The 15902-nt window shown below is 58.0% G+C and carries 15 protein-coding genes and 1 riboswitch; of the genes, 8 read left to right on the top strand and 7 right to left on the bottom strand.

Going from position 1 to position 15902, the window contains the following annotated elements; translation table 11 throughout:
• The 6 genes from thiS to dnaK all read right to left on the bottom strand — a co-directional run bounded on the left by thiS (position 1) and on the right by dnaK (position 6211).
• Positions 1-195 carry a sulfur carrier protein ThiS gene (gene thiS, locus AC2TEL_RS05305; protein ID WP_480902385.1) on the bottom strand — a complete coding sequence of 65 codons (195 nt, stop codon included), beginning with the start codon at positions 193-195 and terminating at the stop codon, positions 1-3.
• On the bottom strand, positions 179-1156 hold the full coding sequence (locus AC2TEL_RS05300; protein ID WP_480902517.1) for an FAD-dependent oxidoreductase: 978 nt from the start codon (positions 1154-1156) through the stop codon (positions 179-181). The genes thiS and AC2TEL_RS05300 overlap by 17 nt, the downstream gene beginning before the upstream one ends.
• Entirely contained in the window at positions 1153-1956 is an 804-nt protein-coding gene (thiD, locus tag AC2TEL_RS05295; RefSeq protein WP_480902384.1) for a bifunctional hydroxymethylpyrimidine kinase/phosphomethylpyrimidine kinase, read from the bottom strand. The genes AC2TEL_RS05300 and thiD overlap by 4 nt, the downstream gene beginning before the upstream one ends.
• Before the next feature lie 56 nt (positions 1957-2012).
• Positions 2013-2118, bottom strand: a riboswitch (TPP riboswitch).
• Positions 2119-2245: 127 nt separating this feature from the next.
• Positions 2246-3394 (bottom strand): molecular chaperone DnaJ, encoded by a 1149-nt coding sequence (dnaJ, locus tag AC2TEL_RS05290; RefSeq protein ID WP_480902382.1) that lies wholly within the window; start codon positions 3392-3394, stop codon positions 2246-2248.
• A 3-nt stretch (positions 3395-3397) separates the two neighbouring features.
• On the bottom strand, positions 3398-4123 hold the full coding sequence (locus AC2TEL_RS05285; protein ID WP_480902380.1) for an FkbM family methyltransferase: 726 nt from the start codon (positions 4121-4123) through the stop codon (positions 3398-3400).
• Between the two features lie 180 nt (positions 4124-4303).
• Positions 4304-6211: a molecular chaperone DnaK gene (gene dnaK / locus AC2TEL_RS05280; protein WP_480902378.1), complete on the bottom strand. Its 1908-nt coding sequence runs from the start codon at positions 6209-6211 to the stop codon at positions 4304-4306.
• 213 nt (positions 6212-6424) lie between these two features.
• On the opposite strand from dnaK, the gene AC2TEL_RS05275 reads away from it, so the two are divergent.
• Positions 6425-7027: an alpha-ketoglutarate-dependent dioxygenase AlkB family protein gene (locus tag AC2TEL_RS05275; RefSeq protein WP_480902376.1), complete on the top strand. Its 603-nt coding sequence runs from the start codon at positions 6425-6427 to the stop codon at positions 7025-7027.
• Here the strand turns inward: AC2TEL_RS05275 and AC2TEL_RS05270 are convergent.
• Positions 7024-7845, bottom strand: a complete 822-nt coding sequence (locus tag AC2TEL_RS05270) for an ABC transporter permease (RefSeq protein ID WP_480861988.1) — start codon at positions 7843-7845, stop codon at positions 7024-7026. The genes AC2TEL_RS05275 and AC2TEL_RS05270 overlap by 4 nt on opposite strands.
• Before the next feature lie 121 nt (positions 7846-7966).
• On the opposite strand from AC2TEL_RS05270, the gene cysQ reads away from it, so the two are divergent.
• From cysQ to AC2TEL_RS05235, 7 genes are all read left to right on the top strand, one after another.
• Positions 7967-8764: a 3'(2'),5'-bisphosphate nucleotidase CysQ gene (cysQ, locus tag AC2TEL_RS05265; RefSeq protein ID WP_480902514.1), complete on the top strand. Its 798-nt coding sequence runs from the start codon at positions 7967-7969 to the stop codon at positions 8762-8764.
• Positions 8764-9564 (top strand): 3-deoxy-manno-octulosonate cytidylyltransferase, encoded by an 801-nt coding sequence (locus AC2TEL_RS05260; protein WP_480838688.1) that lies wholly within the window; start codon positions 8764-8766, stop codon positions 9562-9564. Before cysQ ends, AC2TEL_RS05260 begins: the two co-directional genes overlap by 1 nt.
• The gene (galE, locus tag AC2TEL_RS05255; RefSeq protein WP_480902374.1) at positions 9561-10544 is read left to right on the top strand and encodes a UDP-glucose 4-epimerase GalE; all 984 of its coding nucleotides are present in this window, start codon (positions 9561-9563) and stop codon (positions 10542-10544) included. Before AC2TEL_RS05260 ends, galE begins: the two co-directional genes overlap by 4 nt.
• A gap of 7 nt (positions 10545-10551) precedes the next feature.
• Entirely contained in the window at positions 10552-11634 is a 1083-nt protein-coding gene (locus AC2TEL_RS05250; protein WP_480902372.1) for a glycosyltransferase family 2 protein, read from the top strand.
• Between the two features lie 144 nt (positions 11635-11778).
• The gene (locus tag AC2TEL_RS05245; protein ID WP_480902512.1) at positions 11779-12765 is read left to right on the top strand and encodes a glycosyltransferase family 2 protein; all 987 of its coding nucleotides are present in this window, start codon (positions 11779-11781) and stop codon (positions 12763-12765) included.
• Positions 12762-14462 (top strand): DUF5927 domain-containing protein, encoded by a 1701-nt coding sequence (locus AC2TEL_RS05240; RefSeq protein WP_480902370.1) that lies wholly within the window; start codon positions 12762-12764, stop codon positions 14460-14462. The genes AC2TEL_RS05245 and AC2TEL_RS05240 overlap by 4 nt, the downstream gene beginning before the upstream one ends.
• Before the next feature lie 6 nt (positions 14463-14468).
• Positions 14469-15902 carry a nodulation protein NodH gene (locus AC2TEL_RS05235; protein WP_480902369.1) on the top strand — a complete coding sequence of 478 codons (1434 nt, stop codon included), beginning with the start codon at positions 14469-14471 and terminating at the stop codon, positions 15900-15902.

The following is a 15902-nucleotide window of genomic DNA, read 5'->3' as shown; positions in this document are numbered from 1 at the left end:
TCACCCCCCCTGCATCGGCGCGACAATCTCGACCCGATCCCCTTCGGCAAGCTTTTGAGCGATGCGCAGACTGGACGGCACGAATTCCTCGTTCACAGCTGTCGCCACGCGGCCAGAGAACCCGTATTCCGTAAGCAGATCCGAAAGAGTCCCGGCCTGAACATCCCTGGGTTCTCCGTTAAGCACGATCTTCATCGACAAACTCCGAATAATTGTTTTCCAGTGCCAGATCGGCCACACCCTGAGCCAACGCCGGGGCAAGAAGGTAGCCATGGCGATAAAGCCCGTTTGCGTAGATTGTTCGCCCCAACCGCCGGATGCGTGGCAGGTTGTCGGGGAATGCGGGGCGCAGATCGACGCCGATTTCCAGCACTTCGGCCTCTCCGAAAGCGGGATTGAGCGCATAGGCCGCACTGAGTAGCTCCAGCATGGAGCGGGCTGTGATACGGCTGCTGTCCTCGGCTTCGACCATCGTCGCGCCCAGCATGAAGACGCCGTCCGCGCGCGGTACGACATAAAGAGGTATGCGCGGATGCAGCAATCGCACCGGCCTGTTCAAGGTCACATCCTTGCAACGGATCACCAGCATCTCGCCCTTTACGCCGCGCAGATCGTGCAGCGTGTCCCGCGCGTGCAGACCGCGGCAATCAATTGCGTTCTCCAACCGAGCCGGGGCAGGTTTGCAGTGAAAACTAACACCCAGAGCCTCGAGCCGTCGATAGACATCCAAAAGGGCCCGCCGGGGATTCAGGTGCGCTTCACCATCGAAAAACAGACCTTTGTTGAATCCATGCAAATCAGGCTCTAACTGGGCAAGTTTTTCTCGATCGATCTCGGAATACCCTTCCGTACGGCGTGCAAATCGACGCAAATCGGGCAGGTCACGGGCATTGGCCACAACCAACGTGCCGCGCCGCTGAACCTGCGTGCGCGCGGCCCACCAGCCAATTGCAGCCTGACCCAACCGCAGAACGGGTTCCTCGGCGGTCTCGTTTTCGCACCACGGCGCCAACATCCCTCCGGCCCACCAGGAACAGCCGTGCGCCGCCGGAGGTCCTGCGGGGTCAAACACCTGAACCTTGGCGCCGCGCGAGACCAGCTCGGATGCGACCGCAAGACCGGCGACACCGGACCCTATGACCGACCAGACCGTCACGCGGACCATACCTGATGAAAGTGGTGAACCGGCCCCTGACCCTGACCCACCTGCAACTCGTCCGCACGCACAATGGCCGTCTGCAAATAGGCATGAGCATCCGCAACTGCATCGGTCACGCAGTGCCCCTTAGCGAGACCTGCGGCAATGGAGGACGACAAAGTGCAGCCCGTGCCGTGCGTGTTTTTGGTGACGTGACGCGGCGCCCGGTATTCCGTCACCGAGCCCGACTGGTCGACGAGAAGATCGTGGCAGAAATCACCCGCCCCGTGCCCGCCTTTCATAAGAACGGACCGAGGCCCCATCCCGCACAACGCCTTACCTTGATCGATCATCTCGGCGACGGACTCAGCTGGGTGACTGTTCAGCAAGCGGGCGGCCTCTGGCAGGTTGGGCGTCAGAACCGTGGCCATCGGCAGCAGCACGTCCCGAAGCGTTGAAACAGCGGCATCCGCCAGCAGTGCATCGCCGGATTTGGCAACCATTACGGGGTCGATCACGACCGGTCCCGGGAAACTGGCCAAAGACGCTGCCACAGTTTGGATGATTTCGGGTGTGGCAAGCATCCCGATCTTGACCGCGCGCACGTCCAAATCGCTCAGTACGGCCGCGATCTGATCTGCGACCATATCCAGCGGTATGCTGTGCACAGCGGTCACTGCCTGCGTGTTCTGAGCCGTTACGGCAGTGATGACGCTAGCGCCGTAAACGCCCAGTGCAGACATCGCCTTTAGATCGGCCTGTATGCCGGCCCCTCCGCCGCTGTCCGATCCTGCAATTGTCAGCGCGATTGGCACCATGTCGTTGCTCCAACATCTTTTGGGCAACGGGCATGGAAAACGTCGGTATGCCGTCAGCATACTGTAAGACCGTTCCCTACGCCGGTATTGCCCGGATCAGGTTCGATGGGTTAGCGCATTCGCGCCTCTCAGCCCCCAGACGGGGCACCCCAACGGTTCACGTGCAAAATTTCAGGGGTCTCATCCGGATTCAAGGGCCAATTTGGCGCAGCCGACAAAAAACTGGACTTATGAAATGAAAAGAGCCGGTCCACGGGACCGGCTCTTTGTTGTGCAATTGAGTGCTGGGTCAGCCTTTCATACCGTCCCAAAAGGACTTGACGGACGAGAAAAAGCTTTTTGATTCCGGATGGTTATCTTCGCCCAGATCGTCAAACTCGCGAAGCAACTCTTTCTGACGGCTTGTCAGATTGACCGGAGTTTCCACCGCCAATTCGATGAACATGTCCCCGACACCACCACCGCGCAGGGCAGGCATGCCCTTGCCGCGCAGCCGCATTTGGCGCCCGGACTGGCTGCCTGCCGGGATTTGAACACGGCCTCGGCCGCCATCAATGGTCGGCACCTCGATCGACCCGCCCAGCGCGGCCTTGGCCATGCTGACCGGCACGCGGCAATAGAGGTTTACACTGTCACGTTCGAACAGCTTGTGCTCGGACACCTCGACAAAGATGTACAGATCACCCGGAGGGCCACCGCGCATCCCGGCCTCGCCCTCGCCCGCAAGGCGAATGCGGGTACCGGTTTCGACACCGGCGGGAATGTTCACGGACAGCGCACGCTCTTTCTCGACACGGCCTGCACCCTTGCAGGATTTGCACGGATTCTTGATGATCTGCCCCAGGCCCGAACAGGTTGGGCAGGTGCGTTCCACGGTGAAAAAGCCCTGTTGCGCCCGGACCTTACCCATGCCCGAACAGGTCGGACAAGCCGTGGGTTCCACGCCGCCTTCAGCCCCGGTTCCTTCGCACGAGGAACAGGCCACAGCCGTAGGAACATTTATGGTCTTCTGAAGGCCGGCATATGCCTCTTCCAGTGTCACCCGCAGGTTATAGCGCAGGTCGGACCCACGCGCGGCCCGGCGTCCGCCACCGCCGCGCTGACCCCCCATGAAGTCGCCGAACAGGTCGTCAAACACATCCGAAAACGCGCTGGAGAAGTCACCGTGACCGAATCCGCCGCCCGGTCGTCCTCCACCTCCGCCCATGCCGTTCTCGAACGCGGCATGGCCGAAGCGGTCATAGGCAGCCTTCTTGTCCGCGTCGCGCAGCACGTCATAGGCTTCGTTCGCTTCCTTGAACTGAGCCTCTGCATCCGGGTTGTCCTTGTTGCGGTCCGGATGCAATTCCTTGGCCTTCCTGCGAAAGCCCTTTTTTATTTCATCCGACGAAGCGCCCTTGGACACGCCGAGCACTTCGTAATAGTCGCGCTTTGACATTTGTTATTCCTTCGTGCCGCCGGGTGCGTTGCTTTCACTGAGCCTGTACACGCCATTGGTGTTGTTTGCAAAGCTGGCCACGTAACCCGCCTTATTCAAGACCTGGGCAAGCCCATCATCCGAGTGCTTGATTTCAACCAGCAGCAGATCTGGCCAGATCTCGCCCGGTGCGTCTTCGAAAAAGGCCTGTAAAACGCGGGTTTCCTGACCCTCAATATCCATCTTCATTGCATCGACTCTGGTCAAACCCGCGTCATGCATTGCGTCCAGCAAGGGGACGGCGTTCACGCTCAGGTCCCCGGCATCGGCAACTTTGGCATGTCCTCTGTCCCCCAGGTTCGAGGACTCGAACCAAACCTCACCCGGTTTGTCAGACAAGGCCTGATCGCAATGGGTCACCTCGGTGGCAGCGTTTGCAGCCAGATTGGTCGCAAGCCTTGCCTTGTTGACCGGGTCCGGTTCCACGGCCAAAGCTCTGAGATTGCGCCCCAACCCTTGCACGACCGATCTGACCCATAGCGTATAAAGACCGACATTCGCTCCGGCATCGACAAAGACATAGTCGCCCGAGCTTTGCGATACATGATCAGCCAGCAGTCGTCGTTCATCGGGATCAAAGAACTGAGTGCCCGTGATAACGCGCCTCTCTGCCCAGTTGTCCGAAGGGTACAGGCGGCATTTCTGCCCTCCGAACACTTCGACGTCGTAAGGCTCGTTCCGACTCGCCATTATGAGCCTGCGAATACCGGACGACATCCATTGACGCGGCATGACTTCTGACCACCGGCGCAATGTTTCCATCCGATGTGAAAGAGCGTAAGTGCCAAAGGGAGGTTCAAGGACCGCGGACTGCATGGTGAATGCTGTCCCGGCGGGACCTGTCTGGACCCGCCGGAAACCGTGTTCGCGTTAGGCGCGCTTGTCGTCGTCGAGGTCTTCGAACTCGGCGTCGACAATGTCGTCATCACCAGGTGCTGCATCCGCCGCTGCCGGCTCATCTTCGGCCTCTTCGGCTTGCGCCTTATAGATGGCCTCGCCCAGCTTCATCGCGGCTTCGGTGACGTTCTGGATGCCCGACTTGATCTTGTCGGCATTCTCGGTTTCCAGCTCGTCCTTCAGCGCGGCAATCGCCAGCTCGATGGCTTCGATGGTGGTCGGGTCGACTTTGTCGGCATGCTCTTCCATCGACTTTTCGGTCGAGTGGATAAGGCTTTCCGCCTGGTTCTTGGCTTCGACCAGCTCTTTGCGCTGCTTGTCGGCCTCGGCGTTTTCCTCGGCGTCCTTGACCATCTTTTCGATGTCCTCGTCCGACAGACCGCCCGATGCCTGGATGGTGATCTTCTGCTCTTTGCCGGTGCCTTTGTCCTTGGCCGAAACCGAGACAATGCCGTTGGCGTCGATGTCAAAAGTCACCTCGATCTGAGGCATACCGCGCGGTGCCGGCGGAATGTCCTCGAGGTTGAACTGACCCAGGATCTTGTTGTCCGAGGCCATTTCACGCTCACCCTGGAACACGCGGATGGTCACGGCGTTCTGGTTGTCCTCGGCGGTCGAGAAGACCTGAGACTTCTTGGTCGGGATCGTGGTGTTGCGGTCGATCAGACGGGTGAACACGCCACCCAGTGTCTCGATGCCCAACGACAGCGGGGTTACGTCCAGCAGAACCACGTCCTTGACGTCGCCCTGCAGAACACCGGCCTGAATCGCGGCGCCCATGGCAACCACTTCGTCCGGGTTCACGCCTTTGTGCGGCTCTTTGCCGAAGAACTTGGTGACCTCTTCGATCACTTTCGGCATCCGGGTCATACCACCGACCAAAACAACCTCATCCACGTCCGAAGGCGACAGACCAGCGTCTTTCAAAGCGGCCTGGCACGGCTTCATCGATTTCTTGATCAGGTCACCAACCAGCGATTCCAGCTTGGCACGGGTCAGCTTCATGACCATGTGCAGCGGCTGACCGTTGGCACCCATCGAGATGAACGGCTGGTTGATTTCGGTCTGCGAGGTCGAGGACAGCTCGATCTTGGCTTTCTCAGCGGCTTCTTTCAGACGCTGCAGAGCCATCTTGTCGCTGGACAGATCGACACCGTGTTCCTTTTTGAACTCATCCGCCAGGTAGTTGACGATGCGCATGTCAAAGTCTTCACCACCCAGGAAGGTGTCGCCGTTGGTCGATTTGACCTCGAACAGGCCGTCGTCGATTTCCAGAATGGTCACGTCGAAGGTGCCACCACCAAGGTCATAAACCGCGATGGTTTGGGTGTCTTCCTTGTCCAGACCATATGCCAGCGCAGCAGCTGTCGGTTCGTTGATGATCCGCAGCACTTCCAAACCGGCGATTTTACCGGCGTCTTTAGTGGCCTGACGCTGAGCGTCGTTGAAGTATGCCGGAACGGTGATGACCGCCTGCGTGACTTCCTCACCCAGATAGCTCTCGGCGGTTTCCTTCATCTTACCCAGAGTGAAGGCCGAGATCTGGCTTGGGGAGTATTTTTCACCGCGGGCTTCGACCCACGCGTCGCCGTTGCCGCCATCGACGATGGCATACGGCACCATTTTCTTGTCTTTTTCGACTTCTGCATCATCCACGCGACGACCGATCAGGCGCTTGACGCCAAAGATGGTGTTGTCGGGGTTGGTGACCGCCTGACGTTTTGCAGGCTGACCGACCAGTCGCTCATCTTCGGTGAAGGCGACGATCGAGGGCGTGGTCCGCGCCCCTTCGGCGTTTTCGATGACCTTCGGCTGCGAGCCGTCCATGATGGCCACACACGAGTTGGTGGTTCCGAGGTCAATCCCGATAACTTTTCCCATTTTTGCAATCCCTTTCTCTTCAAGGCGATGTCCCGAGGCCGGGACCCGTTATGGCATCCATGCCCCGATCTGATGTGCGCGACGGCACTACACCATCGCGCGTCCCGGCGTATATAAGGGCGGGACCAGAAGCCTGCAAGCGTTCAGAAACGCAGGTTTTCGGGAATCTGAAGCCTTTTTTGCAAGGATTTGGCAACGAATGGGGAATCCGGAATGGCGCGGCTGATTTTGCGGGGGTTCGACATCAGGAAAGGACACCTGAACGTTGCCGCTCAGACGGCGCTGATCGAAGAGCTGCGCCCGATTCTGAGGGCCGCACCTTTGTTCCGGCCTACAACGTCGACTGGCAAGACGATGTCCGTCCGCATGACATCGGCCGGAGAACTGGGCTGGGTGTCGGACAGCGCGGGCTACCGGTATCAGACCAATCATCCCAAGGGCATGACGTGGCCAGAAATTCCCCGCGCTATCCTGAACATCTGGCAGGACGTGACCGAAGCGAACCGGCTGCCGGATTGTTGCCTGATCAATTATTACGGTGAAGGAGCCCGGATGGGGATGCATCAGGACAAGGATGAAGAGGATTTTTCCTGGCCCGTTGTCTCGGTTTCGCTGGGCGACGATGCGCTGTTCCGCATCGGAAACACAACTCGGGGCGGAAAGACCGAGTCAGTCTGGCTGAACTCGGGTGATGTAGTGATCATGGGCGGCCCCGCGCGGCTGACGTATCACGGGGTGGATCGCATCCGATTCGGATCATCCCGGCTGTTGCCCAAGGGGGGTCGGATCAACCTCACCCTGCGCGTGGCGACCTAACGGCGCGCGTCCCAGCTTTGCGAGACCTGTTTGCGCGTATAGAACTCGGCCAGCAATCCGATCATCAGCAACACAATCCCGACCCAAAGCGCGTATTCCCAGTTCGAATTGCGGGGAAAGTAGTTCCGAAAGACAAAACCGCGGCACTGATCAATCAGGTGAAACAAAGGATTCCAGGCGAACATGCCCAGCATGAAGCCGCCCAGCGCGTTGCCGACAAACATCTTGCCCGAAAACACCATGTTCATGCGGCGGTATATGTTTGTGAGGATGGTTACTGCTTTGGGAAACCAGGGCTTCAGCGCCAGAAAAATCACTCCGACCGCGCAACCTGTGAACCAGGCCAACACCAGCATCGCAAAGGCCCCCCCGGGTTCCTGAATTTCAAGCGGGGCGACAGCGACGCTGTAGATGAACAGGATCACCAGGATCGAGACAAGTTGTGTGTACAGAGTTCCAAATGCCGCGGCCAGCAACGTAACCGCCATATTCATCGGTGAATGCAACATCATCGGGTTGTTTCCGCTGCCGACCCCGGACATGGCGCTGACCGATTTGACGTGGGTCATGTAGAGGAAAACACCCGAAAGGATGTAAAGTATGAACTCGCCCCTGATCTTGGCGATCCGTGCGCCCATGAAAGACATGATCAGGTAAAAGACCGAGGCCACAAGAACGATCTGAACGATGTTCAGCAATATCGCCAGAACCGCATTCGAATGCTGTGCGCGAATGCTGCGCACCACCGCATGGAATACCAGCTCTGCCGTAGTAAATGCGCCGCCCAACAGCGTCTGATTGCGCTTGTAGTGAAACACTCGACCGCTCTTTCCTGCTTTGTGACCTTCAAACTGGCACGAAATTCTTGCTGTTCCGTATCCATCACAGCATAAGTCCGTCAGGATTTCGGATCAACAAACCATGAAAACGGAGCATTTTGTGACCTACGACGCCCTTATCCCTGTCATCCGCCGCCTCGCCCTGGAGGCCGGGGACAAGATCATGCAGATCTATGAGGCAGACGATTTCGACGTAAAGGTCAAATCCGATTCAAGCCCGGTGACCGAAGCGGACGAAGCGGCAGATGCCCTGATCTCGGCCGGGTTGCGTGCAGCCTTCCCTGACATTCTTCTGGTGACCGAAGAACAGGCAGCATCGCATTCCGAAAAAGGCGACACGTTTTTGATCGTGGACCCTTTGGACGGCACGAAAGAATTCATCAACCGGCGCGGTGATTTCACAGTGAATATTGCATTAGTCGAAAAAGGCGTTCCGACCCGAGGTGTGGTTTACGCCCCCGCCCGCGGGCGCATGTTCTATACGCAAGCCGATGGCAAATCGGTGGAAGAAACTGGCACATTGGATAAAGACACGCCCGGTGTTCTGACGCCGATATCAGTCTCTAACCCGGACAATTCCGCACTTATGATCGTTGCGTCCAAGTCCCATCGGGACCAGGCGACCGAGGATTATATTAACAAATACAGCATTCGCGACAGCAAGAGCGCAGGCTCGTCGCTCAAGTTCTGCCTTGTCGCCACGGGAGAGGCTGACCTCTACCCCCGCGTCGGCCGCACGATGGAGTGGGACACGGCCGCGGGCCATGCCGTTCTGGCCGGCGCAGGCGGCCATGTGGTGCGGTTCGACGATCACAGCCCGCTGACATATGGCAAAGACGGTTACGCCAACCCGTTCTTCATCGCCTATGCTCCCGGTGTTGGATTGAAGGAGGCCTGATGTCTGTTCTGATCGCCATTCCTGCCCGATACGCCTCGACCCGCTATCCCGGCAAACCGCTGGTGCCGCTGACCGGTGCCAGGGGAACCTCGATGACCCTGATCGAACGCAGTTGGCGCGCCGCAATGTCAGTCGCCGGTGTTGATCGGGTCGTTGTGGCCACAGACGACGACCGAATCCGCGACGTGTGCGAAGAATTCGGGGCCGAGGTCGTCATGACCTCGGAAACCTGTGCGAACGGTACAGAGCGCTGCGCCGAGGCGCACGCAGCCCTTGGCGGCGCTTACGACATCGTGGTGAACCTGCAGGGCGATGCTCCTTTGACGCCGCATTGGTTTGTCGAGGACCTTATCAAAGGCCTGCACAAGGCACCGGGGGCCGAGATCGCCACACCCGTCTTGCGCTGTGACGGGTATGCGCTGAACGGGCTTTTGAACGATCGGCGCCACGGTCGTGTTGGTGGAACAACTGCCGTATTCGGGGCGGACAACAGCGCGCTTTATTTTTCGAAAGAAGTGATTCCATTCACGTCCGAAACTTATTCCAGCGCCGATCAAACGCCTGTTTTTCATCATGTCGGCGTCTATGCCTACCGTCCCGACGCCCTTGCCGCCTATCCCGGCTGGCCAACTGGGCCATTGGAGACGCTCGAAGGCTTGGAGCAATTGCGCTTCATGGAAAACGGTCGCAAGGTTCTTTGCGTCGAGGTTGAGGCCAAGGGACGCCAGTTCTGGGAGCTCAACAACCCGCAGGACGTGGCAAAGATCGAAGAGATGATGACCGCGATGGGGTTGGAATGACGAACATACTTGTTACGGGCGGGGCCGGTTATATCGGATCGCACGCCTGCAAGGCCTTGGCGCGCGCAGGCTATGTACCGGTCACTTTCGACAACCTGAACACAGGTTGGCAGGACGCGGTGAAATTCGGCCCGTTCGAACGGGGCGACCTTCTGGACCGGGAACGCCTGAATGAGGTTTTTGCCAAGTACCAACCGGCCGCCGTGATGCATTTCGCCGCGCTCAGCCAGGTGGGCGAGGCCATGGCCGAGCCGGGCAGATACTGGTCGAACAATGTTTCAGGTTCCTTGAACCTGATCGAAGCGACCGTGGCATCCGGGTGCCGGAACTTCGTGTTCTCATCCACATGCGCCACCTATGGCGATCAGGACAACGTGGTTCTGAACGAAGAGTCCCTGCAACTGCCGCTGAACGCCTATGGTGCCTCGAAACGCGCGATCGAGGACATCCTGCGCGACTTTGAGGCGGCGCACGATCTCAATCACGTGATTTTCCGCTACTTCAACGTCGCAGGTGCCGATCCCGAAGGAGAAATCGGTGAGTTTCATCGCCCCGAAACGCATCTTGTTCCGCTGATGCTGGATGCGATAGACGGCAAGCGCGACGGCTTGACGGTATTCGGAACCGATTACGACACGCCGGACGGAACCTGCATTCGCGACTACGTGCATGTCTGCGATCTGGTGGACGCGCATGTTCTGGGCCTCGAATGGTTGAAAAGCGGTAAGGAAAGCCGGGTCTTCAATCTGGGCACAGGTTCTGGGTTTTCGGTGATGGAAGTAATCGAACATTCCAAATCCGTGACAAACCGCCCCGTCCCTTACACCATAGGTCCGCGCCGCGCGGGTGACTGCACCAAACTGGTATCGGGGTCGGACCGCGCCGAATCCGAACTGGGTTGGAAGGCGAAACGGTCAACGTTAGAGACGATGATCGCCGATGCCTGGCGCTGGCATCAAAACGGCCACTACGAGAAATGAATAGCCGATGACGGCAGGCGGTGAACAGGCGCGACCGGGTTTTGGCTGGTTGCAAAAATACAGCCTGCGTCTGAAACGCAAACGTTTGCTGTGGCGTTCATTCCGCAGTCGGCATGATCTGATCGGCTTATCGGACAAGACCCGACTGATCGCACCGGGTTGCATTCTGGCCTTCACCACGGTGCGAAATGAAATCACGCGATTGCCCTGGTTCTTTCGGCATTACCGCGCCATGGGTGTCGATCATTTTCTGATGGTTGACAATGACAGTGACGATGGCACGGCCGAATTCCTTCTGAACCAACCTGATGTGTCACTTTGGCAAACCCGGTCCAGTTACCGCTCCTCAAGGTTTGGAGTGGATTGGTTGACCTGGCTGCAAATGCGGTACGGGAACGGGCATTGGACCCTCACTGTGGATGCGGACGAGCTGTTGATCTATGCCCATCACGACACCCGATCCCTGCATGATCTGACCATGTGGCTGGACAATCAGGACCGCCGGGTTTTTGGCGCGCTTATGCTGGACCTCTATCCAAAAGGACCATTGGGTGACCTGACGTATGACCCGGGATCGGATCCCTGCGACAAGCTGCGCTGGTTTGATCGCGGCCCCTACCGTGCCCAGCGTCAGAACCCGATGGGCAATCTGTGGGTTCAGGGCGGCGTGCGCGAGAGAGTTTTCTTTTCCGACAGGCCGCATCGGTCGCCGACTTTGAACAAGATGCCCCTGATACGATGGTCCCGTCGCTATGCCTATGTAAACTCAAGTCATTCTGCTCTGCCGAGGCAGCTTAACTTTGGCTATGACGGACCTGGAACCGATGCTCCGTCAGGTGTTTTGCTGCATACGAAATTTCTGCCTGAAGTCGTTGAAAAATCACGTATCGAAAAACAGCGGGGACAGCATTTTCACGACCCGGCCGAGTTTGGGAGCTATTACGATAGAGTCGCGAGCAACCCGAACCTGTGGACAGGTCAGTCAGAACAGTTTGAAGGCTGGATGCAACTCGAACGTCTCGGGCTGATGAATTCCGACGGATTTGGCGGCAGGGGGAAAACGCCCCAAGGAAAAACCGTGTCACCATAACGACATATAAATACGTTGCCTGACAAAGTTCTAAAATGTCATAATGCGGCAATTGCCCGGCTCCACTCTGGCTCAGGCCGCCCCGGGCATGCTCGCGTATAAAAAAGGTTGGGCAGTCGCGTGAGCCTGTTGGATTCCTATCGCATGAGATTGCGGCGCAAGCGCCGCCTGTTGCGGTGTCTGCGAAAGCGGCACGAGTTGAAACCCGTCCGCGACAACACCTCGGCCATCCGGCCCGACGATGTGCTGTTGGTCAGTGTCGTGCGGAACGAAAAGATCCGGTTGCCCTATTTCCTGAGCTATTACAGAACGTTAGGCGTCAACCATTTTCTGTTTGTTGAAAACAGCAGCGACGATGGCACGCGAGAGTATCTGTGCGACCAACCCGATGTCTCGGTCTGGCGTGCCAATGCAAGCTATAAGAAAGCAACATTCGGGGTGGACTGGTCCAACTATCTGCTGCGCACCTACGCGCACGGGCACTGGGTCCTGACGGTCGATCCGGACGAGTTCTTCATCTACCCGTTCTGCGACACCAGACCGATCAGGGCGCTGACTGACTGGTTGGACGGTTCGTGCATTCGCAGTTTCGGGACAATGCTGATCGATATGTATCCCGAAGGCCCGATCGAGGACGCGAAGTACCAATCCGGGCAGAACCCGTTCGAAATCGCACCCTGGTTTGACCCCGGAAACTATATGATCACGCGCAACCCGACCTATGGCAATCTGTGGATACAGGGCGGTCCGCGCGCGCGGGTATTCTTCCGGGACAACCCTTCGAAGGCGCCGGCGCTGAACAAAATCCCACTGGTCAAGTGGAACAGACGTTATGTCTATGTCAGTTCGACCCACTCGCTGCTGCCACGCGGGTTGAATCAGGTCTACGATGAACAAGGCGGTGAAAAAGCCAGCGGTGCCCTGCTGCATGCCAAACTCATTGACACGTTGGGCGAAAAAGCCCGCGAGGAACTGAACCGCGGTGAACATTATCGCGCATCTGGAGAATATCGGGCATACGCGGAACAACTGGAAGAAAAGCCCGTTTTCCGGAATGCATGGTCCGAGAAATACCTGAACTGGCGTCAGCTTGAGATTCTGGGCCTGATGTCCAAGGGAAACTGGGCATGAGTAGCCTTGGCATCGTCATGCTGGTCCATACCGCGCTGGACCGGGCAGAACAGGTTGCCCGCCACTGGACCGCCGCGGGGTGCCCGGTTGTCATTCATGTCGACCGCAAGGTCAGCAACTCCGTTTATTCGGAATTAGTCTCAGCCTGCGCCGATGATCCGCTGATCCTGTTTTCCGACCGTCACGTGTGCGAATGGGGCGGATGGGGTATTGTTGCGGCGTCGCAATCCGCTTCTACCCTGTTGCTGGAACGATTTGCGGACGTCCGGCACGTATTCCTGTCCTCGGGCGCCTGCCTGCCATTACGCCCGGTCGAGGAGCTGATCGACTATCTGGCCGACCGCCCCCGCGTGGATTTCATAGAAAGTGCCACTACGCGGGACGTCATCTGGACCGTTGGCGGGCTGGATCTTGAGCGATTCACGCTGCGTTTCCCGTTTTCGTGGCGCAAACAACGCAAGCTGTTTGACCTCTACGTACGTCTGCAAAGACGGCTGGGGATGCGCCGCAGAATTCCGGATGGGCTGATACCCCACATGGGCAGCCAGTGGTGGTGCCTGACAAGGCAAACCCTGTCAGCGATCCTGCAGGATCCGAGACGCAAGGTTTATGACGCGTATTTTCGCCGGGTCTGGATACCGGATGAAAGCTATTTTCAGACTCTGACACGGTTGTATTCCACACATATCGAAAGCCGTTCACTGACCTTGTCAAAGTTCGACTATCAGGGTCGTCCGCATGTGTTCTACGACGATCACCTGCAATTGCTGCGCCGTTCCGATTGCTTTGTCGCCCGGAAAATTTGGCCACAGGCGGATCGGCTCTATCAGACTTTCCTCACAGATCGGACCGGCGCATTGAAGCCCGCCGAACCGAACCCGGGCAAAATCGACCGGGTCTTCGCCAAGGCGGTTGAGCGACGGGTTCGGGGCCGCGACGGTTTATACATGGCAAGCCGCTTTCCCCGCCATGGGACCGCGCGTGGTCTGACGGCATACCCCTATTCCGTATTTCAGGGCTTTTCCGAAGTATTCGAGGAGTTCGATACCTGGCTGGCCAACGCAACCGGTGCACGGGTACATGGGCATCTGTTCCACCCCGATCGCGCCCAGTTCGCGAATGATGAATGCATGACCAACGGTGCGCTGACGGATTGCGCCACGTTGCGGGATTACAATCCGACGGCGTTTCTGTCGAACCTGATCTGGAACACCAGGGGTGAACGCCAGTGTTTTCAATTCGGCCCCGCCGACAGACAAAAGATAGTCGAGTTTCTGGCGCGGGACAGACATGCACAGATCTCGATCATATCCGGTGCCTGGGCGGTGCCCTTGTTTCGGTCGAACATGAATTTCGCCGACATCCGGGCCGAGGCCGCCCGCCTGCAACAGATCGAAACCGGGCAGCTCAAAACACTTGCGGCTGTCGGCGCCACAGCGCGAATTAACGTCTGGTCGATGGCAGATTTCGTGGAAGCGCCCATGGAGCCGCTGCAAACGGCGTTGGATGAGATCTTGACCCAGCAGCATAGCCACCTGTCCGAGGCGCCGAAGATGGTCGATCTGACAGGCTTCGGCAAATTCCTGCAAAACCTCAAGAACCAGGGAATGCATCCTTATCTGATGGGCGATTTTCCTGTCGATGACGTATTCGGGTCACAGGCGAAACCGTTCCGCAAACCTTATCTGGTGCAGTAAACAGTGATGGGTTCCCGGTTCGACTATTTCATCGTGCTGGCCGACATGCGCACCGGGTCCAATCTGCTGGAGTCGCAACTGAACGCGATGGAGGGTGTCACCTGCCACGGTGAAGCTTTTAACCCCTATTTTGTGGGCTTGCCCAAACTGTCTGATCTGATGGGCTTTTCGGTCGAAAAGCGTGACAGGAATCCTTTGGCATTGCTGGACGCCATCCGGTCGGCTCCCGGAGAAATGAACGGGTTTCGGTTTTTCAGCGACCACGATCCGCGCGCCCTGTTGCCTGCACTGGATGACCCGCGCTGCGCCAAGATCATTCTGACGCGAAACCCGCTGGACAGTTATATCTCGTGGAAAATCGCCGTTGAGACAAAGCAGTGGAAGCTGGTGAACATCAAACAACGGCGCGAGGCCCGGATAACCTTCGACGCAGAAGAGTTTTCTGACCAGCTGGAGCAGCGACAGACGTTTCAGCAGACTGTCCTCAATCATCTGCAGAAAACCGGGCAAAGCGCGTTTTATGTCGGCTATGACGACCTGAACGACATCGAGGTTCTGAATGGCCTGGCGGACTGGCTCGGTGTCGGCGCGCGGCTGGACGGACCCAGCGACCACCTGAAACGCCAAAACCCTTCCGGAGCTTTATCCAAAGTGACCAATCCGGAAGAGATGGAGCAGGCGGTTTCCAAGCTGGATATGTTCAATCTTCACCGGACGCCGAACTTCGAACCGCGCCGCGGGCCGGCAGTGTCGCGCTATGTTGGTGCGCCGAAAACACCCCTGTTGTATCTGCCGGTACGCGGCGGGCCGGAATCTGTTGTGGCGCGGTGGCTGGCTGATCTGGATAGCGCAACGACGGACGACCTGATGACTGGCCGAAACCAAAAGCAGATGCGCCAATGGATGCAGTCCAATCCGGGTCATCGAAAGTTCACGGTGTTACGTCATCCTCTGGCCCGGGCGCATACGGTCTTTTGCGACCGAATTCTCAGTACCGGCACGGAGGCGTACGTGAGTATCCGCAATATGCTGCGCAACCGGTACAAATTGCCGCTGCCCGCACGGAACGAGGCCGGGTCCTATTCACTGGACCAGCACTATGCCGCATTTTCGGGTTTTTTGACGATGCTGGGCCATATCCTTGCTGGCCAAACCCCCATCCGGGTGGATGGCTTGTGGTGTAGCCAGGTGCAAACACTGGAAGGGATTGCAGCCTTTGCAATTCCAGATCTGATTCTGCGAGAAGAGGACCTTGTGACGGAGCTGCCCGACCTGGCGCGGCGGGTCGGTCACCGGAACCCGCCTGATCCGGGTGTGTCCGAACCAGACGCGCCTTTCACATTGTCCCAGATTTACGACGCAGAGCTTGAGGCAAAAGCCGCCAAGGTCTATCAGCGCGACTACCTGCAATTCGGATTTGAAGACTGGAAGTCGCCCTAG

The sequence above is a fragment of the Ruegeria sp. HKCCD9138 genome, from assembly GCF_057220975.1.
This window is presented reverse-complemented; position numbering and strand designations above follow the sequence as displayed.